This is a genomic window from Corynebacterium pelargi, assembly GCF_014635485.1.
GTDB classification, from domain to species: domain Bacteria; phylum Actinomycetota; class Actinomycetes; order Mycobacteriales; family Mycobacteriaceae; genus Corynebacterium; species Corynebacterium pelargi.
In genome coordinates this window covers 100,075-126,109 of sequence record NZ_BMCX01000004.1, presented here as the reverse complement: position 1 = coordinate 126,109, position 26,035 = coordinate 100,075, and the positions used below count along the sequence as shown (strand labels likewise).

Annotated in this window: 23 protein-coding genes and 1 tRNA gene; 14 read left to right on the top strand and 10 right to left on the bottom strand. The window is 58.0% G+C overall.

The window, feature by feature from the left end:
- The first annotated feature begins 54 nt into the window (after nucleotides 1-54).
- The 3 genes from IEU99_RS08915 to IEU99_RS08905 are packed head-to-tail and all read left to right on the top strand — an operon-like array spanning nucleotide 55 to nucleotide 4,657.
- Nucleotides 55-1,485, top strand: a complete 1,431-nt coding sequence (locus IEU99_RS08915; protein ID WP_128889161.1) for a GlnX family signal transduction membrane protein — start codon at nucleotides 55-57, stop codon at nucleotides 1,483-1,485.
- Nucleotides 1,482-2,441, top strand: coding sequence for a glutamate ABC transporter substrate-binding protein (locus tag IEU99_RS08910; protein WP_371869486.1), 960 nt, complete (start codon nucleotides 1,482-1,484; stop codon nucleotides 2,439-2,441). The genes IEU99_RS08915 and IEU99_RS08910 overlap by 4 nt, the downstream gene beginning before the upstream one ends.
- Nucleotides 2,438-4,657, top strand: a complete 2,220-nt coding sequence (locus tag IEU99_RS08905) for a serine/threonine protein kinase (RefSeq protein ID WP_128889159.1) — start codon at nucleotides 2,438-2,440, stop codon at nucleotides 4,655-4,657. The genes IEU99_RS08910 and IEU99_RS08905 overlap by 4 nt, the downstream gene beginning before the upstream one ends.
- Here IEU99_RS08905 and IEU99_RS08900 read toward each other — a convergent pair.
- A complete protein-coding gene (locus IEU99_RS08900; protein WP_128889158.1) occupies nucleotides 4,654-5,673 on the bottom strand; it encodes an HNH endonuclease signature motif containing protein in 1,020 nt (339 codons plus the stop codon). The two genes, IEU99_RS08905 and IEU99_RS08900, sit on opposite strands and share 4 nt — an antisense overlap.
- Nucleotides 5,674-5,789: 116 nt before the next feature.
- On the opposite strand from IEU99_RS08900, the gene IEU99_RS11075 reads away from it, so the two are divergent.
- Nucleotides 5,790-6,146: a thiol-disulfide oxidoreductase DCC family protein gene (locus IEU99_RS11075; RefSeq protein WP_128889157.1), complete on the top strand. Its 357-nt coding sequence runs from the start codon at nucleotides 5,790-5,792 to the stop codon at nucleotides 6,144-6,146.
- Here IEU99_RS11075 and IEU99_RS08890 read toward each other — a convergent pair.
- Together IEU99_RS08890 and pta are read right to left on the bottom strand one after the other, a co-directional pair.
- Nucleotides 6,073-7,272, bottom strand: a complete 1,200-nt coding sequence (locus IEU99_RS08890) for an acetate kinase (RefSeq protein WP_128889156.1) — start codon at nucleotides 7,270-7,272, stop codon at nucleotides 6,073-6,075. The genes IEU99_RS11075 and IEU99_RS08890 overlap by 74 nt on opposite strands.
- Complete coding sequence (pta, locus tag IEU99_RS08885) at nucleotides 7,273-8,670, bottom strand: phosphate acetyltransferase (RefSeq protein ID WP_371869485.1); 1,398 nt, start codon at nucleotides 8,668-8,670, stop codon at nucleotides 7,273-7,275.
- A gap of 188 nt (nucleotides 8,671-8,858) precedes the next feature.
- Between pta and IEU99_RS08880 the strand changes: the two genes are divergently transcribed.
- Genes IEU99_RS08880 through IEU99_RS08860 form a run of 5 tightly spaced genes read left to right on the top strand, consistent with a single transcriptional unit; the run spans nucleotide 8,859 to nucleotide 16,161 of the window.
- Complete coding sequence (locus IEU99_RS08880; protein WP_188358304.1) at nucleotides 8,859-10,220, top strand: FAD-dependent oxidoreductase; 1,362 nt, start codon at nucleotides 8,859-8,861, stop codon at nucleotides 10,218-10,220.
- A complete protein-coding gene (locus IEU99_RS08875; protein WP_128889105.1) occupies nucleotides 10,175-13,111 on the top strand; it encodes a heterodisulfide reductase-related iron-sulfur binding cluster in 2,937 nt (978 codons plus the stop codon). The genes IEU99_RS08880 and IEU99_RS08875 overlap by 46 nt, the downstream gene beginning before the upstream one ends.
- Nucleotides 13,104-13,709 carry a DUF1707 SHOCT-like domain-containing protein gene (locus IEU99_RS08870; RefSeq protein WP_128889104.1) on the top strand — a complete coding sequence of 202 codons (606 nt, stop codon included), beginning with the start codon at nucleotides 13,104-13,106 and terminating at the stop codon, nucleotides 13,707-13,709. Before IEU99_RS08875 ends, IEU99_RS08870 begins: the two co-directional genes overlap by 8 nt.
- A gap of 9 nt (nucleotides 13,710-13,718) precedes the next feature.
- Nucleotides 13,719-14,966 carry a pyridoxal phosphate-dependent aminotransferase gene (locus IEU99_RS08865; RefSeq protein WP_128889103.1) on the top strand — a complete coding sequence of 416 codons (1,248 nt, stop codon included), beginning with the start codon at nucleotides 13,719-13,721 and terminating at the stop codon, nucleotides 14,964-14,966.
- 13 nt (nucleotides 14,967-14,979) lie between these two features.
- Nucleotides 14,980-16,161, top strand: a complete 1,182-nt coding sequence (locus IEU99_RS08860; protein ID WP_128889102.1) for a YibE/F family protein — start codon at nucleotides 14,980-14,982, stop codon at nucleotides 16,159-16,161.
- A gap of 64 nt (nucleotides 16,162-16,225) precedes the next feature.
- Here IEU99_RS08860 and IEU99_RS08855 read toward each other — a convergent pair whose 3' ends face one another.
- The 4 genes from IEU99_RS08855 to dcd form a co-directional block, all read right to left on the bottom strand.
- Nucleotides 16,226-16,384, bottom strand: coding sequence for a methionine/alanine import family NSS transporter small subunit (locus IEU99_RS08855; RefSeq protein ID WP_128889101.1), 159 nt, complete (start codon nucleotides 16,382-16,384; stop codon nucleotides 16,226-16,228).
- On the bottom strand, nucleotides 16,385-17,992 hold the full coding sequence (locus IEU99_RS08850) for a sodium-dependent transporter (RefSeq protein ID WP_229718454.1): 1,608 nt from the start codon (nucleotides 17,990-17,992) through the stop codon (nucleotides 16,385-16,387).
- Between the two features lie 99 nt (nucleotides 17,993-18,091).
- The gene (locus tag IEU99_RS08845; protein ID WP_206423907.1) at nucleotides 18,092-19,318 is read right to left on the bottom strand and encodes a UDP-glucose dehydrogenase family protein; all 1,227 of its coding nucleotides are present in this window, start codon (nucleotides 19,316-19,318) and stop codon (nucleotides 18,092-18,094) included.
- Between the two features lie 4 nt (nucleotides 19,319-19,322).
- Nucleotides 19,323-19,886, bottom strand: a complete 564-nt coding sequence (gene dcd / locus IEU99_RS08840; RefSeq protein WP_123932982.1) for a dCTP deaminase — start codon at nucleotides 19,884-19,886, stop codon at nucleotides 19,323-19,325.
- A gap of 61 nt (nucleotides 19,887-19,947) precedes the next feature.
- Here dcd and IEU99_RS08835 point away from each other — a divergent pair.
- The 5 genes from IEU99_RS08835 to IEU99_RS08815 all read left to right on the top strand — a co-directional run bounded on the left by IEU99_RS08835 (nucleotide 19,948) and on the right by IEU99_RS08815 (nucleotide 23,237).
- A tRNA-Gly gene (locus tag IEU99_RS08835) sits at nucleotides 19,948-20,021 on the top strand.
- Nucleotides 20,022-20,230: 209 nt separating this feature from the next.
- Nucleotides 20,231-20,839, top strand: coding sequence for a hypothetical protein (locus tag IEU99_RS08830; protein WP_128889100.1), 609 nt, complete (start codon nucleotides 20,231-20,233; stop codon nucleotides 20,837-20,839).
- On the top strand, nucleotides 20,836-21,738 hold the full coding sequence (locus IEU99_RS08825) for a PrsW family intramembrane metalloprotease (protein WP_128889099.1): 903 nt from the start codon (nucleotides 20,836-20,838) through the stop codon (nucleotides 21,736-21,738). Before IEU99_RS08830 ends, IEU99_RS08825 begins: the two co-directional genes overlap by 4 nt.
- A gap of 48 nt (nucleotides 21,739-21,786) precedes the next feature.
- Nucleotides 21,787-22,647, top strand: coding sequence for a CPBP family intramembrane glutamic endopeptidase (locus IEU99_RS08820; protein WP_128889098.1), 861 nt, complete (start codon nucleotides 21,787-21,789; stop codon nucleotides 22,645-22,647).
- A 20-nt stretch (nucleotides 22,648-22,667) separates the two neighbouring features.
- Nucleotides 22,668-23,237 carry a TetR/AcrR family transcriptional regulator gene (locus IEU99_RS08815; protein WP_128889097.1) on the top strand — a complete coding sequence of 190 codons (570 nt, stop codon included), beginning with the start codon at nucleotides 22,668-22,670 and terminating at the stop codon, nucleotides 23,235-23,237.
- A 202-nt stretch (nucleotides 23,238-23,439) separates the two neighbouring features.
- On the opposite strand, the gene IEU99_RS08810 is transcribed toward IEU99_RS08815, so the two are convergent.
- The 3 genes from IEU99_RS08810 to IEU99_RS08800 all read right to left on the bottom strand — a co-directional run bounded on the left by IEU99_RS08810 (nucleotide 23,440) and on the right by IEU99_RS08800 (nucleotide 26,000).
- A complete protein-coding gene (locus IEU99_RS08810) occupies nucleotides 23,440-23,655 on the bottom strand; it encodes a hypothetical protein (protein ID WP_128889096.1) in 216 nt (71 codons plus the stop codon).
- Nucleotides 23,656-23,826: 171 nt separating this feature from the next.
- Nucleotides 23,827-24,429 carry a DUF998 domain-containing protein gene (locus IEU99_RS08805; protein WP_128889095.1) on the bottom strand — a complete coding sequence of 201 codons (603 nt, stop codon included), beginning with the start codon at nucleotides 24,427-24,429 and terminating at the stop codon, nucleotides 23,827-23,829.
- Nucleotides 24,426-26,000 (bottom strand): Na+/H+ antiporter NhaC family protein, encoded by a 1,575-nt coding sequence (locus tag IEU99_RS08800; RefSeq protein WP_128889094.1) that lies wholly within the window; start codon nucleotides 25,998-26,000, stop codon nucleotides 24,426-24,428. Before IEU99_RS08800 ends, IEU99_RS08805 begins: the two co-directional genes overlap by 4 nt.
- Nucleotides 26,001-26,035 lie beyond the last annotated feature (35 nt).

Below are 26,035 nucleotides of genomic sequence, written 5' to 3'. Positions count from 1 at the left end.
TCATGGTAGCTGCTAAATTGGTTATCACAATTGTCACATCACGGAGGTTTTCGGATGGAGGATCACTCGACGCTTCGCACGAAGCTTCCTGCGACGTCCTTCAGCCCTGTTGCCGCGGTGGATCAAGATACCGAGGATCACTGGCTCGATCGCATTAGTGCCCATCGCCGCCAGCGTCGTAATCGCTGGCAGCAGCTTTGGTACGACTCAGTGAAGTACCCAAAGGCATGGGCTCAAAAACTGTGGCGCTACCTCACCACCACACCCGGCAAAATGACGTCCATCGTGGTGTTGCTAACCGTGGCGATGGTGGTGACTGGTGTGACGATGGCGCAAACCGCGGCGCAGCGTCGCGCGGAGCTCGACACGTTGGTCAATAACACCGAACCCGTCAGCTACCTCGCGCACACCCTCTATTCGGATTTATCGCTGGCGAATACCCTGGCCACCGTCAATTTTGTGAATTCCGCAGAAGGATCCGAAAGCCGGAGGCAGCAGTATAACCAGGCGCTTCAAGATGCCGCCGCGGCCGTGGCTTCCACAGCCGGTGGCATGAACGATAGCGAGGGCCGGCCCATGGAATTGGTGGGCACGATCTCGCAAAAGCTGCCGGTATATGCGGGCTTGGTGGAAACCGCGCGCGCGAATGCCCGCCAGGGCAACCCCGTGGCCGTGGCGTATATGTCTGAGGCTTCCACGCTGATGCGCGAGCAAATCCTGCCGGCGGCTTCGGAGCTCTACACGCTCACCGGCGAAACAGTGACCCAGGAGCAACACCATGCTTCTCGCCCGCTCCTGATTCCCTTAGCCGGGCTTGGGATCACGTTATTGGGGCTCGTTCTTGCGCAGTTGTGGCTTGCCCGCACCACGCGCAGAAGGCTCAACGCCGGCTTCCTTGCCGCCACGATCCTGCTGGGAGTGGTCACCGCATGGTCTGCGGCGGCCAGCATCGTCACCTGGCAGGCCGGGGTGCGAGGCCATGAGCAGGCCATTGCCCCCATGGAGGCGCTTACCGACGCACGCATTACAGCCCAACAGGCTCTTTCATCGGAAACGCTCGCATTGGTTCGCAGGCAATCGCTGCAGAACTCGGAACAAAGCTTCGATGCCGCGCTCAAGCACGTCGATAGCGCCTTAGAAGATTTTTCGCATTCCCCTTTGGCTAAAGACAACGAAGGCTTGATTGATACCGCACACGATGCCGCCGAGCAGTGGTCGAGGGAGCATACGCGCATTGCAGAAGCAATCAGTACCGGCGATTTCGATTCTGCTTGGAGTGCCACCACTGATCGTGACCAAAGTTTTGAGCAATTAGATCAGGCACTCGCCTCCATCATTAGCGATACGCGAAGCGCGACCCGCTCCTTTATTGAGCGCGGCATTGTGGCGTCTTCGCTGCTGAGCCTTGGTGTGCTCATCATGACTGGCCTTGCCATTATTGCCGTGTGGGTTGGTATTCGCCCCCGACTTCAGGAGTACCTCTGATGCGCCGCATGTTGCCGATCCTTTTCAGCGCGCTGGTAGCCTGCGCCGCCCCAGAAGCCCCGCTTGAAGAAGCCCCCAATCCACCGGCCGCCTTGCCACTTCCGGAAGGCGCCGTGGAAGTTCCTGCTGGCGACATACGCCACCACGAACTGATTACTTCCAATCTTTTGGGTTCCCTTCGGCCAAATGAGCAGGATATTCCGGAGATCAAGAAACGCGGCCGCTTGGTGGTGGGCGTGGATCAGTCCCAGAACCTTCTCAGCTTCCGTGACCCCGCGACCGGGGAACTCAGTGGTTTCGAAATCTCATTGGCAAAGGAAATTGCTCGGGATATCTTTGGTGATCCTGAAAAAGTCGAGTTTCGCTTTGTGGATTCCGCCTCTTGGATCCAGGCGCTGGAAGAACAAGACGTCGATTGTGTCATTCGTTCAGTCTCGATTACTCGGGACCGCCAAGACCAGGTTTTCTTCTCTACCCCTTATCTCACGGGCGATACGCAGCTTCTCAGTGAGCGCAACTCCGGGATTGAACAGGCCGAAGATATCGGCGAGGGCACCGTTTGCGCTGCTGAGGGCGCTACGGGAGTGCAGCGCATTGCCAAGGCCGCACCGGATTCCACCCTCCTCATTGTGCGTTCCAGCGCCGATTGTTTGCTGGCTTTGCAGCAAAACCAGGCCGATGCCATTGTTTCGGATAACACGATCTTGTCGGGCATGGTGGCGCAGGATCCTCTCACTCAAATTGTGGGCGATCCTCTTGCGCGCGAAAGCTATGGTGTTGCTTTTGCTAAACCTGGTGCGCGCCATAAAACCGAAGGGCTGATCCGGCAGGTCAATGTCACCTTGGAGCGCATTTTCCGTGATGGCACCTGGGAGAAGATGTTTGAGGAATGGTTTGGGGCATATCTTCCGCCCCAGGATCCACCCGCATTGAATTACCGAAAGGAGCAGCCATGACAGAACCACATACCGAGGCTGTCCCCTTCGACCCCTTTGCTGATGATGAAGATGACCTCACCGGCATCGTCGCCGAGCTACAGCCTGAGGATTACCGCGCCCAGGTAGGCATCCGCGCGCGCGAACAGGCACTTTCTACCTTCCGTAGCCAAAGCAAGGAAAGCCACTCCGATCGCACGGTGGCAAATGGCATGGTTACCTTGCCATTTATTCCGCTGATTCCGCTGGAAGATGCGCTGAAAGAACCGGGCGATCCTCCTCCGCAGCTTGTTGCCGGCGACGTGGTGGCGGGGCAATATGAGATCGCTGGTGTGATCGGCCACGGCGGCATGGGCTATATCTACCTTGCCAATGACCGCAATGTGTCCGGCCGCATGGTGGTGCTCAAGGGCATCCGCGAACAGGCTGAGGCTCAGCAGATCGGTGCGGCGGAGGCCGAGAGGGAATTCCTGGCAAGTATTAGCCACCCGGAAATTGTGAAGGCCTATAACTTCGTCGACGATCCGCGCGTGGGTGGGCTCATCGTCATGGAGTATGTGCCAGGGCCTTCGCTGAGCTCACAGCAGCAAAGCCAGGAAAACGGGGTCTTTTCCCTCGATGTAGCCATTGGCTATATCCTCGAAATTCTGCCTGCCCTGGAGTATCTCCATTCACGCGGGGTGCTCTACAACGACCTCAAGCCGGACAATATTATCCTCACCGAGGATCAAGTCATGCTGATCGACTTGGGTGCGGTTTCTGGCATTGGTGCATTTGGTTATATCTACGGCACGAAGGGTTTCCAGGCCCCCGAGGTGGCCACGGAAGGCCCGTCGGTTGCCAGCGATATTTTCACCATTGGCCGCACTTTGGCCTCGATGGTGGTGCATATGCCCAAAGAAGATGGGGTGATGCAGGATCTTCCAACGCCTGATGATGAACCCCTCTTCGCGCACAATATGTCGCTGTATAGGCTTCTGCGGCGCGCGACCGATCCTGACCCCCAGGCGCGTTTTCAGGATGTGCGCACGCTAGAAACCCAGCTCTACGGCGTGCTTCGAGAGTTTTTGGCTGTGCACCGCGATGAGCAATTCCCCGCTCAGCATTCGCTCTACTCACCCCAGCGCTCCACCTTTGGCACCAAGCACCTGGTGTATCGCACCGATCAGCTTATCGACGGCATCGAGCGCAGCGTAAAAATCACCAGCGAGGAGATCAACGCCGCACTCCCTGTGCCGCTGCTTGATCGCAGTGATCCCGGCGCCAGCTTGATTAGTGGTTCTTCCTATTCGGAGCCTTCGGAAGCCCTCGAGACGATGCGGCAGGCCATGAATCAGGAGGAGTTTGCCACCTCCAAAGAAATCCCGCTGGCCGTCGTGCGTTCACTGCTTGACCTGGGCTTTATCCGCGAGGCGCGCTCGTGGCTGGAAAAGCTCGATTCCACCATGGACACCGACTGGCGCCATATTTGGTATTCGGGCATTACCCACTTGCTTCTCGACGACTACGCCGGCGCCCAACACGCCTTCAATGAGGTGTATAACGTCTTACCTGGTGAGCCGGCCCCCAAACTGGCTCGCGCAGCAGTTTCTGAACTGTTGTTGCAAGACCGGGGCAAAAACAACACCAAGTTGCTCGATTCCTCTGTTGCGATTGCGGCGGCAAACCTTGAGGGTGAGGCCATCGCGGAAGTGGGTGGCACTTGGAGGTTGCTTGCCAGCAAGCCGGAGATTCTGCGTTTTAAGGCGATTTATCTTTATGCCTTGGTGTGGAAGACTAACCCCACCACCGTGTCTTCGGCTTTTGGTTTGGCACGTCAGCTCATGGCCGAGCAGCAGGTAGATATGGCTGTGGCCACGCTCGATTCCGTCTCCCCTGCTTCAACGCACTACCGCATGGCTGAGCTGACCGCGATTCTGCATTTGATCAGTGGTGAGCTCACAGAATCTCGAATCCGCAGGGCTGCACGCCGAATTGAGGCGATCCCGAATAATGAGGCTCGCTTCTTGCAGATTAAGGTTGCGGTGTTAAACGCAGGGCTGAATTGGCTGCGTGAGCATCAACTCGACGCAGCCGCAGCCGCAAGTGATTTGCTTGGTTACCCCTTTACCCAGCGTGGATTGCAGGTTGGTTTGTATGAGTCTTTGCGCACCCTGGCTCGTAGCGCCCCGAATGCCCACCATCGTTATGCCTTAGCCGATATGGCCAATAAGGTCCGCCCGATGACGTGGTTCTAAGGAGGTATCGGCCCGCCGGGCAAGGTGGTGACACTGTGTTGTCCTAGTTGCCAGGTCACTGCGGCGTGCTCATCGATTTGGCACTGCACCTGCTTGGTGGTTTTGAGGTTGTGGTGGCGTCGGCACAGCATCTGGGCATTGGTGGGGCTTGTTGCTCCGCCTCGATCGAACTCCACCACATGGTCGATATCGCAGGCATACTCCGGGACCTGGCATCCCGGATAGCGACAGTGGCCGTCGCGGCCTGCGATGTAGGCACGCATCCTTGGGGTGAAGCGGTAGGCGTTGGTGGCCTCGTCGCGCTGGAGAAGGCGCCTCGCTGCTTGTTCGCGTAACCAGGTGGCTTCAACGTGGCTGAAGCGCGCTCCGCTGGCGCGGCAGAGCTTTCCTGCGGTGTTTTCGTAGACATTGATGGTGACTTTGCCGCCAATGAGCTCTAAGAAGAGCTCGCCCAGGGGGCGTTCGCTCGATGCTGATTTTTCTCTGAGGGTTTGGCGTATGAGCTCCGCGGTGGCGGTGCTTGTGATCACCCCGATAGCGACGCGACCATCTCCATTGGATCGGGTCCAAATCTGGTCTTCTTCCTCTACGGGCGTGGGCACTTCGACCAAGCCGGCGATGAAGGCACGGATTTTCCTCGGCGAGGGAATGTCTTCGTTTTCCACCCTGGGGGTGAGGAAATCTGCCAGCGCTTCGTCGTAGGCCTCGGCATCTTCTACGAAATTCAGGGCCGAACTAATGGCAAGGATTCTGCGCATATCCAGGTGCCAGTAGCGCCGGAAGACGGCCATGAGTTTGGGCATTTGTTGAAGCGTGTACACCGCCAGGAAGCGGTTGAGTACCGCTTGATCGCTCATGCCCAGGCTTGCCCCAACATCTCGGGCTTCCCACTCCCAGTTGGTGCCGGCAACCTCGGGTGTTGCCTGTTCCCACATGAGATATTCATATCGGCGGATAAACGCACCCTGTTGGGCGAGTTCATCGTCGAAGTCGCAAATCTTGTAGTTCGCTTGCATTGGTCACCCCCTTGAGTCGTTCATATGTTCTAACACAACCTTAAGCCACCACCCCAAACCCCACAAGGGCATTTTCGAACATTTATTCTATATTCATTTCCTGTTAACCTCTTGCCATGGGAACCTTCGTCTACGACTCGGACTGCGGGCTTTGCACCCGGCTGGTGAACTTTTGCAGGCCACGAACCACCGCAACGTTCGCCACAACGTGGGACACCCAGGTAGACCTCAACAGCACAGCGCTTTGGGTTGAGCAGGGCAAAGAGTACGTGGAACACGAAGCGATAGCTCAACTGCTTCTGCACATGAAAAAGCCCTGGCCATTGCTAGGGCGGCTCATTGAGCTACTGCCCTACCCGGCCAGGACTATCTATCGTTGGGTGGCTCGCAACAGGCCCACTACGTGCAAGCAAGCTCCTGGGCGTAGCGTGCGATCGCAAGCTCCTCATTCGTCGGAACCACAAACACCTTGATGGCCGAATCATCCGTGGAAATTTCACGCGGGCCGGTATTGGGCTGAGCATTGCGCTCTGGATCAATCTTGATGCCAAAGCCCTCCAAGTGAGCCAGGGCATCAGCGCGCACATCCACGTCGTTTTCGCCAACGCCGGCGGTAAAGGTAATGGCATTTACACGGCCGAGGGCGATCATGTACGAGCCGATATAGCGGCGGAGCTGGTGAATGTAGATGTTATAGGCCAGCCACGCGTCCTGATTCTCGTCATCAATCATCTTGCGCAGCTCACGGAAGTCATTCACACCCGAAAGGCCCTTCACACCGGAGCGCTTATTGAGCATCTGGTCGATCTCATCGATGCTCATTCCGGCGGTGCGATAGAGGTGGAAGACGATGCCCGGGTCGATATCACCAGAGCGCGTACCCATGACCAAGCCGGCAAGCGGGGTCATGCCCATGGAGGTATCGATGGCCTGGCCACCGCGGATGGCCGCGCAGGAAGCGCCATTGCCAAGGTGCAGCGTGATCTGGTTAATCGCCTCGGCAGGCAAATCAAGCAGTTCCGCTACCTTCTTCGACACATACTCGTGGCTGGTGCCGTGGAAGCCGTATCGACGCACGCCATGCTCCACGGCAGTTTCGGCCTCAATCGCGTAGAGCGCAGCAGCCGGGGGCATGGAGTGGAAGAAGCCGGTATCGAAGACGGCAACGTGCGGCACATCGGGCAGGATCTCGCGGGCAACTTCAATGCCGTCGATATTTGCCGGGTTGTGCAGCGGGGCAAGCGGAATCAGGTCGCGGACCATATCGACGATTTCGTCGGTAATCACCTGCGGGGAGGAAAAGAGAATGCCTCCGTGCACCACTCGGTGGCCCACGGCAACAATCTCTGCGTCACTCGGGCCGCACTGGTGCTCGTCCATTAACTCAAAGGCGAGCGCCAAGCCTGCGGAATGATCTGGGATGGGCGCTTCCACCTCATGCTTTTCGCCTGCATGCTTGAGCGTGACCTTGCCCTGAGGCTCGCCAATCTGCTCGACCAAACCAGAGGCAAAAGGCTCGTCGGTGGCGTGCTGGGTTGGATCAACCAATTGGAACTTAATGGAGGAAGAACCAGAGTTGAGGACGAGAACCAAAGACATTTACTTTCCTCCTGCCTGAATGGCGGTAATTGCCACAGTGTTGACAATGTCGGGCACGGTAGCACCGCGCGAAAGGTCGTTCACAGGCTTGTTCAGCCCCTGCAGGATTGGGCCTACTGCAAGTGCGTGGCCAGTGCGCTGTGCTGTTTTGTAGCCAATATTACCGGCTTCGAGGTCCGGGAAGATAAAGACGTTCGCGCGCCCTGCCACCTCGGAATCGGGCATCTTCTTCTTTGCCACAGAGGGATCACAGGCAGCGTCGAACTGCAGTGGGCCATCAATTTTGACTTCCGGATCCAGCTCGCGCGTCTTTTCCACGGCCTGTGCTGCGCGATCAACATCGGGGCCAGAACCGGAAGTGCCGGTGGAGTAGCTGAGCATAGCCACGCGGGGATCAATGCCGAATTGCGAGGCGGTGCGTGCCGAGACGACGGCAATTTCTGCAAGCTGATCGGCGGTGGGGTTGGGGTTTACGGCGCAGTCGCCAAAGGCCCAGAGTCGATCACGCATGACCATGAGGAAGATGGAAGACACGACCGAGGTGCCGGGGGAAGTCTTAATGATTTGGAAGGAAGGCTTAATGGTGTGCGCGGTAGTGTGCGCGGCACCAGAGACCATGCCGTCGGCAAGACCCTTATAAATCATCATCGTGGCGTAGTAGGAGATGTCTTTCATCGTCTCCCGCGCCTCTTCGATGCTCACGCCCTTAGACTTTCGCAATTCCGCGAATTCTTGGGCGAATTCCTCCGACTGGGGATCATTTTCCGGGTCACGGAAGTGAGCCTCGCTGAGGTCAAAGCCGAGCTCTTCGGCGCGACGCTGAATGGTGTCGGGATCGCCCAAGATGGTGAGCTCGCAAACCTTTTGGGCAAGCAGCAGGTGGGCGGCTTCGAGGATGCGATCATCATCGCCTTCGGGCAGCACGATGTGGGCTGGCTGCTGGCGGGCTTTATCAAGCAGCCAATGCTCAAAGACCGGCGCACTCATCACCTGGCGCGCATCGGCGGAGGCGATGGCGTTGCGGATCCTCTCAATACCATCAGCGCTAATGGCCTCTTCTGCGCTAAAGGTCGCTGCCAGGGTGGCTTCGAGGGCGGCTGCTTCCTGTTGAGCAAGGTCGATATGCACACCGGGGGCGTCGATAAGCAAAAGGAGCGGCACACCGAGTGCGGAGGCTGCCTTGGCGTCGAAGTCGACGTTGCCGGAACCCACCAGCAGCACCTCGCCCGCGCCTAGGGGATCCTCGGCGAGAATGGCACCCAGCTCGGGGGTGTCCTGGATCAATTCGCGAACCTGCAAACCAAGCTGATCTGCGAAGGCGTCGAGGTTAAAGGAGTCAAAATTCCGGCCTGCGCGGGTGAGCAACACGGAGGTGGGCTGATAATCAGTCACGGGCATCCTTTCATTCATTGCGGCATCGTGCACCGCATGGCATCAACCACACAGCTTACAGCTTTGAGCCCCGCATCACAGCGTGATGCGACAACCACGAGTTTTCCCGTTTTAAGGTGCCCACCCTAGCTAGATTCCTAGCAATACCAGCGCGTAGACTAAACAAAACTGTCAACTAATAAGAAGGAAGATCTGTGTCTACATTGCGTGTTGCTGTTGTTGGTGCCGGGCCCGCCGGGATCTACGCCTCGGACCTACTCATCAAATCCGGCCAAGACGTCACCATCGACCTCATCGAACGCATGCCCGCACCCTTCGGCCTCATCCGCTACGGCGTCGCACCCGACCACCCACGCATCAAAGGCATCATCACCAGCCTGCACAACATCCTCGACAAACCACAGATCCGCCTCATCGGCAACATCGACGTCGGCAACGACATCACCATCGACGAACTCCGCGAATACTACGACGCCATCATCTTCGCCACCGGCGCCACCGGTGACCGCGACCTCACCATCCCCGGCATCGACTTAGAAGGCTCCTACGGTGCTGGCGAATTCGTCGGCTTCTACGACGGCAACCCCGACTTCCAACGCACCTGGGACCTAAGCGCCGAACGCGTTGCCGTCATCGGTGTCGGCAACGTCGCATTAGATGTCGCACGCATCCTCGCCAAAACCGCCGACGAACTCCACACCACCGAAATCCCCGACAACGTCTACAACACCCTCAAAAACAACCAGGCCAAAGAAATCCACATCTTCGGCCGACGCGGCCCAGCCCAAGCCAAATTCACCCCACTCGAACTCAAAGAACTCGACCACTCCGACACCATCGAAGTCATCGTCAACCCCGAAGACATCGACTACGACGACGCCTCCATTACCACCCGACACGAATCCAAATCCCAAGACCTCGTCTGCCAAACACTCGAGGCCTACGCCATGCGCGAACCCAAAGGCGCACCCCACAAACTATTCATCCACTTTTTCGAATCCCCCACCGAAATCCTCGGCACCAACGGACACGTCACCGGGCTGCGCACCGAACGCACCCAACTCGACGGCACCGGCAACGTCCAAACCACAGGCACCACCACCGACTGGGACATCCAAGCCGTCTACCGCGCCGTCGGCTACCGCTCCACCCCCATCACAGGCGTGCCCTTCGACACCACCACCCACACCATCCCCAACGACGGCGCCCACGTCACCACCACCGACGGCCAACCCATCCCAGCCCTCTACGCCACCGGCTGGATCAAACGCGGCCCCGTAGGTCTAATCGGCAACACCAAATCCGACGCCAAAGAAACCACCACCGCACTGCTAAACGACTGGAACCAAGGCCACCTCACCCCCGCACCCAACCGCGACCCCCAAGCCATCATCAACCACCTGACCACCAACAACATCCCCATCACCACCTGGGACGGCTGGTACCAACTCGACCAACAAGAACGCACCCTCGGCCAACAAGAAGGACGCGAACGCAAAAAAATCGTCGAATGGGACGAGATGGTGCGTCATGCCCACGCAAAGGCTCTAAGGTAAACAACGTGCAAACTACCCTTGGCATCATCGGCATCGTATTGTCCCTTCCCGCGTGGGGCATGTTCATCGCCGCGGTCGCTCGGCTCTATCGCCTCATTGGCAGCGGCCGCCCCTCCCCTGGGCGCAGCGATCAACCACTACGACGCCTCGTAGTGATGCTCAAGGAAGTCTTCTTCCACACCGAAATGATGCGCAAACCAGCGGTGGCAATTGCCCACTGGTTTGTCATGTTGGGCTTCATCATCGGTTCCTTGGTGTGGTTCGAGGCCTATATCCAAACCTTCAACCCCGCCGGCGGTTGGCCACTGCTTTCCTCCTGGAGCATCTACCACTTCCTCGAAGAGGTCTTAGCCATCGGCACGGTTGTAGGCATTACCTTCTTGTTCGCCCTTCGCTTGAGCATCGGCGGGCGCAAGCGCCTTGCCCGCTTCTACGGCTCGAACTCCATCGCCGCTTTCTTTGTAGAGGCCGTGGTGTTTATCGAAGGCGCCGGCATGCTCTTAGTCAAGGCCGGCAAAATTGCCACCTATGGCCACGCCACCTGGGCAGACTTCCTCACCCGCCACATCGCCACGCTCCTTCCGGCTTCGCCGAACCTGGTGAGCATCTTTGCTTTAGTCAAGCTCTTAAGCGGCATGGTGTGGCTCGTGGTGATCGCATTGAACCTGCGCTGGGGTGTGGCCTGGCACCGCTTCTTGGCATTTTTCAATATCTTCTTCCGCCGCAATATCGACTCCAAAGCACTCGGCGGCCTGCCCACCATCGATTTGGAGGAATCGGTGGGCGTGGGAACGCTCGAAGATGCTCCCTGGAAGATGCTTCTCGACGCCACCACTTGCACCGAGTGCGGCCGCTGCCAGGAACAATGCCCCGCATGGCACACCGAAAAGCCCTTGAGCCCCAAGATGCTCATGACAGATCTGCGTGACGCAGCCATCGGGGGTTCACTTGGCCCCATCGTCGGCGATGTGATCAGCGAGGACGTGCTGTGGAGCTGCACCAATTGCGGTGCCTGCGTGGAGCAATGCCCCGTGGATATTGAACACCTCGACCACGTTTCCGCCATGCGCCGCTTCCAAGTATTGGCCGAATCCCAGTTCCCCTCTGAGCTGACGAGCCTGTTTAAAAACCTTGAAACCAAAGGCAACCCCTGGGGCCGCAACGCCCGCGAGCGCGCCACTTGGATTGAAGAGGCACGCCGCGATGGCCTCGAAGTGCCCGTCATTAGCGAGGGCGTAGAAGAATTCGAGTACCTCTTCTGGGTTGGTTGCGCCGGCGCCTTCGATGATGAAGCCCGCAAGACCACCCGCGCTGTCGTGGAATTGCTGCATACCGCAGGCGTGAAGTTCGCGGTGCTTTCCAAAGACGAAACCTGCACCGGCGACCCGGCGCGACGCGCGGGCAACGAGTTCCTCTTCCAGATGCTGGCCACCGAGAACGTGGAAACGCTCAACGCCGCCTTCGAGGGCATGCCAAAGCGCAAGATCATCACCACCTGCCCGCACTGCTTTAATACCCTGCTCAACGAGTACCCGGACTTTGACGGGCACTTTGAGGTCTTCCACCACACGCAGTTGCTCAACCGCCTGGTGCGCGAAGGCCTACTCAAACCCGTGCCGCGCAGTGCAGAAAACCGCAAGCCGATCACCTACCACGATCCCTGTTTCTTGGGCCGCCACAACAAGGTGTTTGATCCCCCACGCGAGCTCCTCGGTGTTTCTGGAGTGCAGCTTCAAGAGATGCCTCGCAATAAAAACGAGGGCTTCTGCTGTGGCGCAGGTGGCGCGCGCATGTTTATGGAAGAAACCATCGGCACCCGCATCAATGAAAACCGTGCCGCCGAAGCAGTGGGCACGGGCGCGGAGGAAATCGCCACAGGCTGCCCCTTCTGCAACACCATGCTCACCACGGGCGTCAAAACCCAAGAGTCCCGCCCGGCCGTGAAAGACGTAGCTCAAATGCTTCGCGATGCCGTGCTTATCGACGGCCAACTGCCGCCTCGTCACGAACCTGCCTTCTTGGACGAGCCGATGCGCAGGAAAGCGGAAAAGCCACAGACGCCTCCTACCCCAGAACCTGCCGCCCAAACCAAGCCTGCCCCTGCCGTGCCAGCTCCCAGTGGGGTCACACCGCCGGCACCAGCCGCACCTCCTGCGCCCGGTGAGGCAACGCTTCCTGCTCCCGGCGGGGCGAAGCCTCCTGCGCCAGCCGCGCCTCCCGCACCCGGCGGGGCGACGCCTCCTGCTCCCGGTGCAGCAGTACCCGCTGCGCCAGGTGGGGCAACGCCTCCCGCGCCCGGCGGGGCGACGCCTCCTGCTCCCGGTGCAGCAGTACCCGCTGCGCCCGGTGGGACAACGCCTCCTGCCCCAGGTAAAGCCACGCCACCAGCACCAGGCGGGGCGAAGCCTCCTGCGCCAGCCGCGCCTCCCGCTCCAGGTAAAGCAACACCACCGGCACCAGCCGCGCCTCCCGCACCCGGTGGGGCGAAGCCTCCTGCTCCACCCGTGCCGCCCGCACCCGGTGGGGCAACGCCACCCGCTCCAGGTAAAGCAACGCCACCGGCACCAGCCACGCCTCCCGCGCCCGGCGGGGCGACGCCTCCTGCTCCCGGTGCAGCAGTACCCGCTGCGCCAGGTGGGGCAACGCCACCGGCACCACCCGTGCCGCCCGCACCCGGCAACGCCACACCACCAGCACCCGGCGGGGCGACGCCTCCTGCCCCAGGTAAAGCAACACCACCGGCACCACCCGTGCCCCCAGCACCAGGTAAAGCAACACCACCTGCCCCAGGTAAAGCAACACCGCCCGCACCCGGCAACGCCACACCGCCGGCACCGCCTGTGCCTCCAGCGCCTACACTTAATCAGCAGCAGGAGGAGGAAAATGACTAACCCGTATTCACCCGATTACCGAATTGGCGACGAAGAACGTCGACAAGCAATGGAGCAACTTGGTGCCCACTACGCCCAAGGGCGCCTGACGTTTGTGGAATATGACGAGCGCGTGCAGCAAGTGGCTGCGGCCACCATGCGAAGCGAACTGCTGCAGATGTTCGACGACCTTCCCCAGCATCAGCGCACTATTGCTCCAACGCAGATGTACAGCTTGGAGGAAATCGAGGCTTCGCGGAAGTCGGGGCGCAATATCCGTGGCGGGATCATGGGTTTAAGTTCCGTCGCTGTGCTGGCGCTTATCTCGGGTTGGGAGCAGCTTGCTCCGCTCTTCTTCCTTATCCCTGCCGTGTACATCCTGCTCTATGTGATGAAGGTAGGCCCTGCTTCTTGGCATGCCCCGAGCCCTAAGCAGTTGGAACGGGAGCGCATCCGCGAGATCACTGCCGCACAGCGTGAGGAAATTGCAGCCTTAGAGGCTCAGGCTCAAGCGCAAAAGGCGCAGCAGCGCGCCCAGCGCAAGATGCGTCGCGAGGAAATGAATACGGCGGCAACAGAAATTGCCTCTGATGTTCTCAAGCGCTTCCGTCAGCGCTAACATGTGGGAATGAGCAGCAACGAGAACCAGCGCCGCATTCGCCGCACTTTTGACCAGTCCGAGAAGCTAAAAGATGTGCTGTATGAGATTCGCGGACCAGTGACGGCCGAAGCCGAGCGCATGGAGCTCGACGGGCACCGCATTTTAAAGCTCAACACCGGCAACCCCGCCGTCTTCGGCTTTGAGGCACCCGATGTGATTATGCGCGACATGATCGCCGCGCTGCCCACCTCCCAGGGCTATTCCACTTCTAAGGGCATCATCCCTGCTCGCCGCGCCATTGTGACTCGCTATGAGGTGATCCCCGGCTTCCCCTCCTTCGACGTGGAGGACGTTTATCTGGGCAATGGTGTGTCAGAGCTGATTTCCATGACCACCCAGGCCTTGCTCAACGACGGCGATGAGGTACTCATTCCCAAGCCGGACTATCCCCTGTGGACGGCCGCGACTTCCCTGGCCGGTGGTAAGCCGGTGCATTACCTGTGCGATGAAGAAGACGATTGGAACCCTTCCATCGAAGACATCAAATCCAAGGTAAATGAAAACACCAAGGCCATCGTGGTGATTAACCCGAATAATCCCACGGGTGCGGTGTATTCGCGCAAGGTGCTGCAGCAGATCGTGGACATTGCCCGCGAGCATGACCTGCTGATTCTCGCTGATGAGATCTATGATCGCATCCTCTATGACGATGCCGAGCACATCTCCATTGCCACCCTGGCACCCGACCTGCTGTGCATCACCTATAACGGCTTGTCTAAGGCCTACCGCGTGGCTGGCTACCGCGCCGGCTGGATGGTGGTGACTGGCCCCAAGCAGTATGCACGCGGTTTTATTGAAGGCTTGGACTTGCTCGCCGGTACTCGCTTGTGCCCCAATGTTCCAGCCCAACATGCCATCCAGGTGGCATTAGGCGGTAGGCAGTCGATTTATGATCTCACTTCCGCCTCCGGCCGCTTGACCGAACAGCGCAATGTCACATACGAGAAGCTGAACCAGATCCCTGGCATTAGCTGCGTGAAGCCCATGGGCGCGCTCTACGCCTTCCCGAAAATTGATCTCAACTACTATGATATTCATGACGACGCCCAGCTCATGCTGGATCTGTTGCGCGCAGAAAAAATCTTGATGGTGCAAGGCACCGGCTTCAACTGGGATAAGCCCGACCACTTCCGAGTAGTCACCCTCCCCTGGGCCTCCCAGCTCTCCGAGGCCCTGGACCGCCTAGGCAACTTCCTCGCCGACTATAAGCAATAAGGAGCATCAGCCAATGAGCAAGTCCCTACCCCAGCGCTTGCTCATCATCTTTCTTCTTTGCTGCACGCTCGGCACCGCGATTGGCCTCGCCGTATTTTGGCCACGCACGGCCCCCGAAGTTTCCCCGAGCTTTAGCCAAACATTCAGCCTTGGGCAAAAGCTTGTCGACGCCACCGTCGTCGCCGTCACTGAGGGCAGTTGCACCAGCGATCAGGTGGGTCAGCGTTTTAGCACCTCCCCGCGCCACATTCCAGGCCAAGACGCCAATTGCACCTGGGTCATTGCCGAGCTCGCAGACGGTGACAGAACCTTAATCCTGAACACCGGAACCCCCGGCGAGCCGGATCTTGAAGTAGGCCAGCACATCTTGCTCAATGAGCAGCTCGCGTTTGTGGATTTCAAACGTGATACCCCGCTGCTGCTGTGGGCGCTGCTGACCATCGCCGCTGTCAGTGCCCTTGCGTTATGGCGAGGGGTGCGAGCAATCATTGGCCTAGTGATGGCAATGGCGGTGGTAGCGGTCTTCACCCTGCCAGCGCTTGCCAATGGCACTAATCCGGCAGCCGTGGCGCTACTCAGCGGCTCAGTGATCCTCCTGCTCGCCGTTTTCTTTGTGCACGGCATGAATTGGAAAAGCGCTTCCGCATTAGCAGGAACGTTGACCGCCCTGTGCGTTGCCGCAGCCCTGGCGCAGCTTTCGCTCCAACACACGCATGTTCGCGGCCTAGGCCAGGAGGATAACCTCCAAGTCCTACTGTATTTGCCGCAAGTATCTATTCAGGGGCTCATGCTGTGCGGTTTTATTATCGGCGCCTTGGGAGTGCTCAATGACGTAACTATTGCTCAGGCATCCACGGTGCAAGAACTCTCCTCCCTAGACCCCAAGGCACGTCCCCTGCGCCTTTTCTTTGGCGCCATGAAGGTGGGGCAAGACCATATTGCCTCCATGATGTACACCTTGGTTCTGACTTACACCGGCGCGTCCTTGCCGCTGCTGTTACTGCTCAGCCTTTCTGAACGATCCCTTTCTCAGACACTCACCAGCGACGTCATGGCCACCGAGTTGCTGCGTTCAGCCATCGGCATCTTGGCGCTCACGCTTGCCGTCCCCATCACCACCTTGATTGCCGCCTGGACCACGCCGCGGGAGGAACACAAAGCCCCTCGCCACGCGCGGCATAGGGCTAGGCCATAGAACTCAGCGCACAGGGGTTCGTCGAAAAGCAAAAGCCCGAGCCTAAGCCCGGGCTGTTGTTGCGTTATGTGCGTGTGTATTGGGGCAGATCATCAAGATCAGCGGCGCCTAGTGTTCCAATCGCCTCGTCATCAGTACGAGCCAAGTGGATTGCGGCAAGCAGCAGCAAACCCCACACCACCGCGAGGTAGAGCACCATCACCACGATTGTTGTTGTCGACATTTACTTGCGCTCCAATCGTGCTCGACGCTCATTCAAAGACTCATAGGGGTTATCCAGATGCTGGCCAAAAGGCGCACCCTTACCCGTTAGAGGAACACCGAAGTCTCCCTGCGGCGGACCATCGACGATGGTGCCCTTTGGCCACGGAATCTTCGACATAATCAGTGCCCCGCCGTAGAGGAAGATAGCCAAGCCCCAGCCAAAGATCAGGACCTTGCCACTTGGATAGCCCTCATAACCTTCGCTGAGCAACGTGGCTACCTCAAGCACGAAGGTGGTACCCAGCACGATGGGAGTAATCACCATCAGCGAGAGATCCCACCAACGACCAAGGCGGATGGAGCTGACGGCATTGACGTGGGCGCGCAGCTCAGGCAGGCGCTTGAGTATCCAGCCGATCAGCACAATAGACACCAGCGCGATAAAGACGATGCCCACCACGTTGACGAACTTGTCCACGATGTCCAAGGTGGCAAGGCCTGTGGTGACGGGGAAGAACACCATGGACGGAATGGCGCAGGCAATGCATACGAGCACCGATGCACGGCGGCGACCCAGGTGGAGCTTTTCTTGGATGCCAGCAACGACTACTTCCACGATGGTGACCAGTGAGGTGAAACCAGCGAGGAAGAGTGAGCCGAAGAACAGCACGCCGAAGAAGGGGCCGCCTGGCATCGCGTTGATGATGGTTGGGAAGGCCACAAAGGCCAGGCCAATACCGGAGCTGACAACCTCATCTACCGCGCTTCCCTGGCTTGCGGCCATAAAGCCCAAGGTGGCGAACACGCCGATGCCGGCGAGCACCTCGAAGGCAGAATTGGAAAGCCCAACGACTGCGCCAAGGCCCGAGATATCTGAGCGGCGCTTGAGGTAGGAGGCCTGCGTCATCATGATGCCGAAGGCGATGGCCAGCGAGTAGAAGATCTGGCCATAGGCGGCCATCCATACCTGCGGGTTAAACAGCGCCGACCAATCGGGGGTGAAAAATGCCTCTAGGCCCACGGAGGCGCCGGGGAGGAACAAGGCGCGCACCACAAGAATTAAGAAGAGCAGGATCAGCACCGGCACGGAGATTTGAGAAAGCAAACCCATGCCTTTGCGCACGCCCATCGCCATCACGGCGGTCAGTGCGAGCCATACAACGCCAAGCACGATAAAGATTGGCCAGATCACCTCAGTGGAGTTCAGGGAGGTGGTATCGGCGTGGAGGTACTGCTCGAAGAAGAAGGCGTTGGGATCTTCACCCCAGCTCAGCTTGAAGGAGTACCAGGTGTACATGGCAGCCCACGCGAGGATCACGCAGTAGTAGACGGCGATGATGAAGGTAATGCCTACTTGCACCCAGCCCACTGCTTCTGTGCGCTTGGAAATTCGACGCCAGATCAGTGGCGCCGAGCCGCGAAAACGGTGCCCGAGTACGTAGTCGAGGATGAGCACCGGCACACCAGCAGTCAGCAGTGCGATGACGTAGGGAAAGAGGAAGGCGCCGCCGCCGTTATCGTATGAGATATAGGGGAATCGCCAGATGTTGCCGAGTCCAATCGCCGAGCCGATGGCGGCGAAGATGAACATGGAACGTCCGGCGAAGGTTTCACGTGCTTTAGACACTGTTGCTTGCTCCTTTGCCCAGGGCTGAGGGTGTGCCCTGTCTGCTGAAATCTAAGCGCAAAGATGCAGCAAAGCCCAAATCTCGCGTTGGTTATTTACTCAGGCGAGTCTGACCACCTTCCACCCGGCGGCTTGCCAGGCGCCTTTATCCAGCACTCCGCGAGCATCCACCACTAGTGGTTCCACCACAAGCCCCCTGGCCCACGCCGGATCGATCATGGCGAATTCTCGCCACTCGGTTGCAATCACCACACCATGCGCACCACGTAAGGCTGCTTCGAGCTTATCGACGTCACACGGTGCCATCGGGTCATAACTACATGGTGTGCCACCGGCTGCTTTGATCTGCGAAGCCACATCAATTGCTGGCGAATCGCGGGTATCGTCGGTGCCCGCCTTAAACGCGGTGCCAAGCACTGCCACACGCTTGCCGCGCACATCACCTAAGCCTTCGATGGCGCGCTGGCGCTGGCGAGCATTGACTGCATCTACGTGGCGTAGCAACCCCACAGCAGAGGTGGCGCCCACTTCTTCGGCAATATGCCCAAGGCCACGAATATCCTTTGGCAAGCATCCCCCACCAAAGCCCAAGCCGGCGTGCATAAACTTCTGGCCAATACGAGGATCCAAGCCCATTGCCTTGGCCAAAGTGGAGGTATCCGCGCCTACTTCTACACACACGTTTCCGATGGCGTTAATAAAGCTCAGCTTGGTGGCCAAAAAAGCATTGGAGGCCAGCTTGACCATCTCTGCTGTTTCGCGATCACACGAAACTACCGGGCAGCCACGCCCAATGGGCACGGCCCACAGTTCACGCAGGAGCTGATCTGCTCGGGCAGTGCGGGCGCCGATGACGATGCGGCTTGGTCGCAGCGTATCTTCCACGCCGCGGGTTTCCCTTAAAAACTCAGGATTCCAAGCCACTTCAATATCGCATAGCGATTCCAAGTGCGCCGCGGTGCCGGGCGGGACGGTGGATTTGCCAACGATCAAGTGATCCTCACCCTGCAGTACCCCTGCAAGCCCACGCACCACTGATTCGAGGGCGCTCAGGTCGAGGCCTTGTTGGCCTTGGGGGGTTCCTACAGCGAGGAAGTGGATAGAGCAAGAGGCTGCGTCGGCAAGCTCAGTGCTCCAACGCAGCCTCTCGTTGTTTTTCTGTAACAACTCGTTCAAGCCGGGTTCATAAAAGGGCGCTTTTCCGGATCGAAGAGTCTGAATTTTTGCTTCTTCGACATCGATGCCGACCACCTCATGCCCCAACGCCGCCAGACAGGCCGCATGTGTAGCTCCAAGGTAACCGCATCCAATGACGCTGATTCGCATATTTTTACCTAAAGTTCAAGTAAGCCTTGCTCGGTGTCGGGCCTCGTTGCCCCTGATACTTCGAGCCCAATGCCCCAGAACCATAAGGAACCTCAGCCGGGCTCGTCATCTTAAACAGCGCGAGCTGTCCAACCTTCATGCCCGGCCACAAGGTGATAGGCAGATTTGCCACATTGGAAAGCTCCAAGGTGATGTAGCCGGAGAAGCCGGGGTCGATGAATCCCGCAGTTGAGTGCGTAAGCAAACCAAGACGCCCCAAAGAAGACTTCCCCTCAAGCCTGCCTGCCATATGAGCAGGCAAGGTGAACTTCTCCAGCGTGGAACCAAGCACAAACTCACCAGGGTGCAGCACGAAGGGTTCGTCTTCGGCCACCTCAACCAAACTGGTCAGCTCATCTTGCTGCTGCTTCGGATCGATGTGGGTATAACGCGAATTATTGAACACGCGGAAGAAGCGGTCCATGCGCACATCCACCGAAGAAGGCTGGATCAGCTCGGGGGCAAAGGGCTCAATTTTGAGGTCACCGGCATCGATGGCCTCTTTGATGTCGTGGTCGGAATACAGCACGATTTGCAGTGTAGTGCAGGGTTATCAGAGTCTCACCTCGAAGTGCTAAAGTGAACCCAGCGCCGGCGTAGTTTAATGGCAGAACATCAGCTTCCCAAGCTGAGAGCGCGAGTTCGATTCTCGTCGCCGGCTCCACTTTGACATCGAGGCGCCACATGGCGCCTCTTTTTTATTTTCCAGGCATTCCGACACCACAGCCGCTCCTTTCGAAGGCCCTGACACCAGCAACAACGTGCGCTCTACGGATCCATCTATTAAACTCACCGACCGATCGTACGGTAAAGTGTTTCTTATACCACCCGATCAGGGCACTAGGACACGAATTTCGGAACGGACATAGTTTTGTGAAACTCCATCAACCCACGGAAAAAGGCAGTTTGTTGAGGCCTTTCATGCTGACTATCGGCTTAGGCGCTTTCCTGACTGCCGTACCGCTGATCGCCGAGGTAGCGATTGGTGAAACAACTGCAGACGACCCCGCGGCACATCCTCAGACAGAGATACGCATTGCCGATATCGACGAGGTCGAGCAAGCCGCGATCTACCACCCCACCGAGGTGTCTTGCGAAACAGTACCGTCGCTCACAATTGGCGCTCAACACTACAAATGCAATGGCGTATCCATGACCTTCTATCACGGCAATGATGTGAAAGATCCGTCTATCGCCACCGCGCGGGCCATAAGAAAAACCATCTACCACAACATCGAGGCAAGAGAATTGAGCTCTCAGCCTCTACCGGACGGCGGAGAGATTCTCGTTGCAAAACCCTGGGACGAACCCACAGAAGCCGGCACGCCTGATCGCCTCATATCTCTTGCATTCGCATCTGCCGAGAGCACTGAGAAGTTGAGTCGGGGAGAATCTGCCCCTCTTTCCGTAATGGTTTTGCGCGGAAACCCGACAGACGTGCAGGAAGTGAGCTCCGACGTCATCCAACACTCAGAATTTTGAAAGTAGAAACCATGCTCAACGACATGCGGATCCGTCGGCTTGCCCTTCTGTTAACCATTGCGATCACTATCGCTGGGGCCTATGCGTACCGCAACGCCTTCAGCCTTTTATTCACACTGAGTCCGGCTCTCACCCTTGCCGGATTCGCGGGAATCTTCCTTTTCTATTTCCTGATCGCGGCCCTATTGCGGCGTTCCCGACTCTGGGCTGGAGGATTCCGATATTCATTTCTCGCCTTCATCGCGGGCGGATTAGGCACTCTGTGGTTTGCCAGTACCCTTGCGCCTGCAATTCACAGTATCGCCACTGCATCCGGTATCGATACCATTCGTTTTTCTCTCACAGGCGGGTATCCCGAAGAACTGGGCAAATGTTTGCTCACCGCCCTGATCCTCATTGCCGCTTCTTCGGTTTGGAATCAACCGTGGTCAGGCCTGATTATTGGTGGTCTTGTCGGACTCGGTTTCGAACTCTTCGAAAACGTCATCAACGCCACCACCCAAGCCATGTCAAACCTCAACTCAGATGCAGAAGGGGCAATTACCGCCTGGGCAGCGAGATTATTGATCGGCCCCGGGGCGCACGTGGTTTTCACCGCGCTAGCCGGATATGGCATCTCCGTTGCCCTATTTTCGCCTCACATGTCTACCGCCAAACGCGTTGCCAATGCCTTGGCATGGCCGCTGTTCGGATTTTTGCTCCACTTCGCTTTCAATTTGCAAGCTGACGGCATCTTCCCGCTGATAAAAGCTTTCTTCATCGTCCCCTTCGGAGCCTTCGTGTGCCTAGTGCTTTTCTGGAAATCCTTGAGAAAAGCCCGAACGCTTTCCGACGACCCGATGGACAGCAATGCAGCAAGAACACCTCAACCGATGAGCAGCCCCAACCCGCAGCCCTAGTAGCTTTGAGCTCTAATTTTTTCGCTTGATCCCAGAAAGGTTCTTTCCTTGAACACCTACCAGCAGCACGTAGCAGCAATACCCTCAGACACCAAGAAGAAACTTATCGCGCTACCGATTCTCGTTGCGCTCGTCGTACTCCTGATCATCCCAGGCGTGTTCCAGTATGGGCTCGCTCCACTTATAGGCAGCGACCCAGAACAGCTCATTTCTCCTGCAGGCGCCGTGGGCATGATCGCTGCCGTCACCCTCGGATCATGGCTCATGGCCAAAACTTCAGGGATTTCCTTTGGCGACCTTGGAATCAAGAAGCAGCACTGGGCAAGCAGGGCCATCACCGGCGCAGTCTGGGGAATCCTTGCCCTCAGCGCGGTAGGTCTGATCATCAACGTGCTCGGCGGCACCCGCACTACATATGTCTTCGATACCTCAATGGTTGGTGCCCTGGTTACCGGGGTGGTGTTCTTCGCTTTTCAAGGCACCTGGGAGGAACTCATTTATCGCGCATACCTCATGCCACATTTTTCAAAGGTCATGGGTAATACCTGGTCGGTAATTGTCACCTCGTTGCTCTTCACCCTTTTTCACGGACTCAACCCCGGTATGACCCTCATGCCAATTCTGAATCTCCTTGTTGCCTCAATTGTGTTCAGCTTGATTTACATCAAGACGGGCAATCTGCTGCTTACCGGTTTAGCTCACGGTATGTGGAACTTCAGCCAAGGCTTCATTTTCGGATCACTAGTATCGGGCAACACCACTCCAGGTTCTTTATTTGCTTCAGCACCGAAGGGGTCCGAGCTTATCTCTGGCGGCTCATTCGGGTTCGAAGGTTCGATTGTGACCACCTTCGTGGGAGTCGTCATCATCGCGTTCCTGCTGAGCAAGCTTCGCAAAACGGCCCGATAACACCCGGTATCATCGCATACATGACGATGCGAGATGATGAAGCTCAAGCCACTCGCCGTAGGATCTTGGATCGTACCGGGTGGCTTATTTCGATCAATGGCACCGATGTTTCATTAAGTGACATTGCCAAGGCCGTCGGAATTTCCAAAAGCGGACTGCTCCACCATTTCCCCTCGAAAGATCAACTGTTCCACGCCGTCGTTGAAGACATGATCGTTCAATTCCGGGCGAAAGTAGCCTCGCACATTGCAATGGATGAGCCGGCCGAAGGTAGATTTTTACGCGCATATCTTCGAACACTCCTCATTGAAGGGCCAACCATCAACGGTCTCTGCGGGCCTACTTTGCCCTGGATCGGAGTAACCTCGGATGCCGCCATCCGAAAACTGGTCGATGAAGACAATAAATGGTGGTCAGATCAAGTTGCCCAGGATCGTCTGGATCCCGCGAAAAGCATCGTCATCGAGCGGGCAGCCGACGGAATCGCAGCAGCGATGGCCAGCAATCAAATCACTCAAGAGCAGGCAAAACCCGCCCTCGATTTGCTCATGCTCATGGCAACAAACAACGACACTGAAACCATCGAATAAAGCAATGCGCTGACACCGAATACGCCTTTTGCAAACATTGCTAGTGAATCCCCTGCCAACCGCATGCAAAGATGAAGTTGTGCTCACACTGCCAACCATCCTGCTGCCAGGGCTTGGAATTCCCGCTAGCGCCTGGAACAACGTCAAGGCTCACGTTCCCAATGCATATGCCACAGACAGACTCGACAGCCACTCTCCCCTCTCACTCGAAGGCCAGGTCAATCGGGTCATTGAGTTCATGGATGATCGCGACATCGACCAGGCTCAATTGGTGGCGCACTCGATGGCTTCGTTTATCGGCGAAGCCGCCTGCCGCCTGCACCCCGAACGCTTTACTCGATTGATCTTGGTGGATGGGAGCTACGAGGAGCGTCGAAAAGCCTGCTTGCGCATACCTATTGAAAAACTCATCCCCCATGCAACCTTGCGCGCAATCGTGCAGGAGTGGCGATGCTATTCCTTTTGGGCCAATGAGTTGCGCGAGATACAGCGCAGCCACCCATTACGCACCCGAACCGTGGTGATTGCCGCATACGCTTGCAGGCCGGGGCGCTGGGTGCGGAAACTTCGCCGCCAAGCCCAGCAATTATCAGCGCTTTTTGTGCCTATGAAAGGATCGCACCGCTTGATGCTTGATCGGCCCGAAGCCATCGCGGCGCTCATACGCGAAGATCCACCACAGGCTCAGCGCCATGATGGATACGCGCTGTAATTCGAAAGTGCCGGGAAGCTGAAGCACAATCGCCGCAGTGAGCGCCAGCACCGCAATAACGTGGAGAGCGCCCAAGAGCGTGCCTTTGTGCCCGGCGCGCCACGCGAAGATCACGGTGGCGATTGATCCGATGCCTGCGGACGTAGAACTCACCTCATGGGCCCAGGCGCTCGGCGTCATGCACGCAGCGCTTCTGAGTAGTTCATCAGAGGTGAATTGGGATACGCAGTGCAGCGGGAATGTTGCTTCAACCGCGGTGGAGAGCAAAAAGAGCCACCAAAATACATGGCCCTTGCGCACGGTGGGAAGCAGCAACAACACCGCGAGCAGATCACCCGCCCGGAACACCCATGCCCAAGGTTGGCCGGTGGCGGCGAGTTCGCTTACCAAGGGCGCATCGAGCGCTGGGTTGAGCAGCGGGCCTAGTATCCAGGAGTTATAGGCTATGGCCGCCGCGATCAGCCACGCACGAGCACTCAAGCGGAATGCTCCAGCGTGGTGGTCATCTTATTGGCAATCAGCGCGAAGGCCAGCAGGCTCAGCAGGGTGACGATGAGCCCAATGCCCGCAGAGGTGGTGATCGCCAGCGTGACATAACCAAGCAGTGCCGCCGTGCCGCCAATGAGTGCGTAGGGCAACTGGGTTGCCACGTGAACAATGTGCGAGCAGCCAGCACCGGTGGACGACAAGATGGTGGTATCGGAAATCGGCGAGCAGTGATCGCCCAGCACCGCGCCTGCGAGCACGGCACCGATGGCCGGTACGAGGAAGTCCGGCTCATTCAGCGAGACCATGATCTCACCTGCGATGGGAATAAGCAGGCCGAAGGAGCCCCAGGATGTGCCCGTGGAAAAGGCCATGAAGCCTGCGATGAGGAACATCAGAGGAATCAGCCAGTTCACCGAAACATTTGCCCCCTGTACCAGGGAGGCCAGGTAGTTGCCGGTGCCGAGTTCTCCGATGAGGCTGCCCAAGGTCCATGCCAGCAGCAGGATGGCGATGGCGGGCATCATGGACTTTGCGCCACCTGCAACGCCACGTCCGAGCACACCTGCATGGAAATCGGGGTTGTTGCGGGTCACGGCGATATAGCAGGCCAGTGCCGCGATGGTGCCCAAGGTGCCGCCGATGATCAGCGACTCATTGACCTTGGTGTTGGCAAACATGTCCAGCAAAGACCAGGAGCCGCCTTCAAGGCCACCGGTGATCATCATTGCACCCACCACGCCTACGACGAGGACGATGAAGGGAATGACGAGGGCGCGGATCTTGCCTGGATCATGCACCGGCAGATCCTCGGAGAGCTCGCCGGGGATCTCGTCTTCTGCAGAGAAGGTTTCGCCCTTGGCAATGGCGCGGTATTCCTCGCGGCGCATGGAACCGATATCGATTTGGAAGAACACCACCAGCAGCACGAAGATCACAGCACCAATGGCGTAGTAGTTGGCTGCAGCGGCGCTGAGGAAGGCCTGCATGGGGCTTCCGGTGTAGGCCGAGGCCGCTACCACCGGGGCGAGCAGGCCGATGATGGATGCACCCCAAGAGGAAAAGGGTGCCAGCACCGCCACCGGAGCAGAGGTGGAGTCGATCACGTAAGCAAGCTTGGCGCGGGCCACCTTGTATTTATCGGTCACGGGCTTGGCAATCTGGCCCACGGCAAGTGCATTGAAGTAATCATCAATGAAGATGGCGATGCCCAACAGCACTGCAAGGCCCTGGGCGCCTCTGCGGCTTTTGATCTTTGAAGCAGCCCACTGCGAGAAGGCGGCAGAGCCGCCGCTCATCAAGATCAAGGCGGTGATCACGCCAAGGAGCAAGAGGAACACCATGATGTAGATGGAGCCCGTATTGATTTCGCCTTCGCTATAGAAGTTGGCGGCAAAAGCATTCCATACATTGGCAATCGAAGCCCCCGGGGCAAAGTCGGCCAGCAGGATGCCGGCGGCAATGATGCCGAGGCCAAGGCTTAATAGCACCTTGCGGGTAATGATCGCCAAGGTAATGGCGATGATCGGTGGCAAAATTGTTAGCACCGGGTGGGCTTCGACCATGTCATGCTCCTTGCGTAGTTTTTCGCAATTAGATT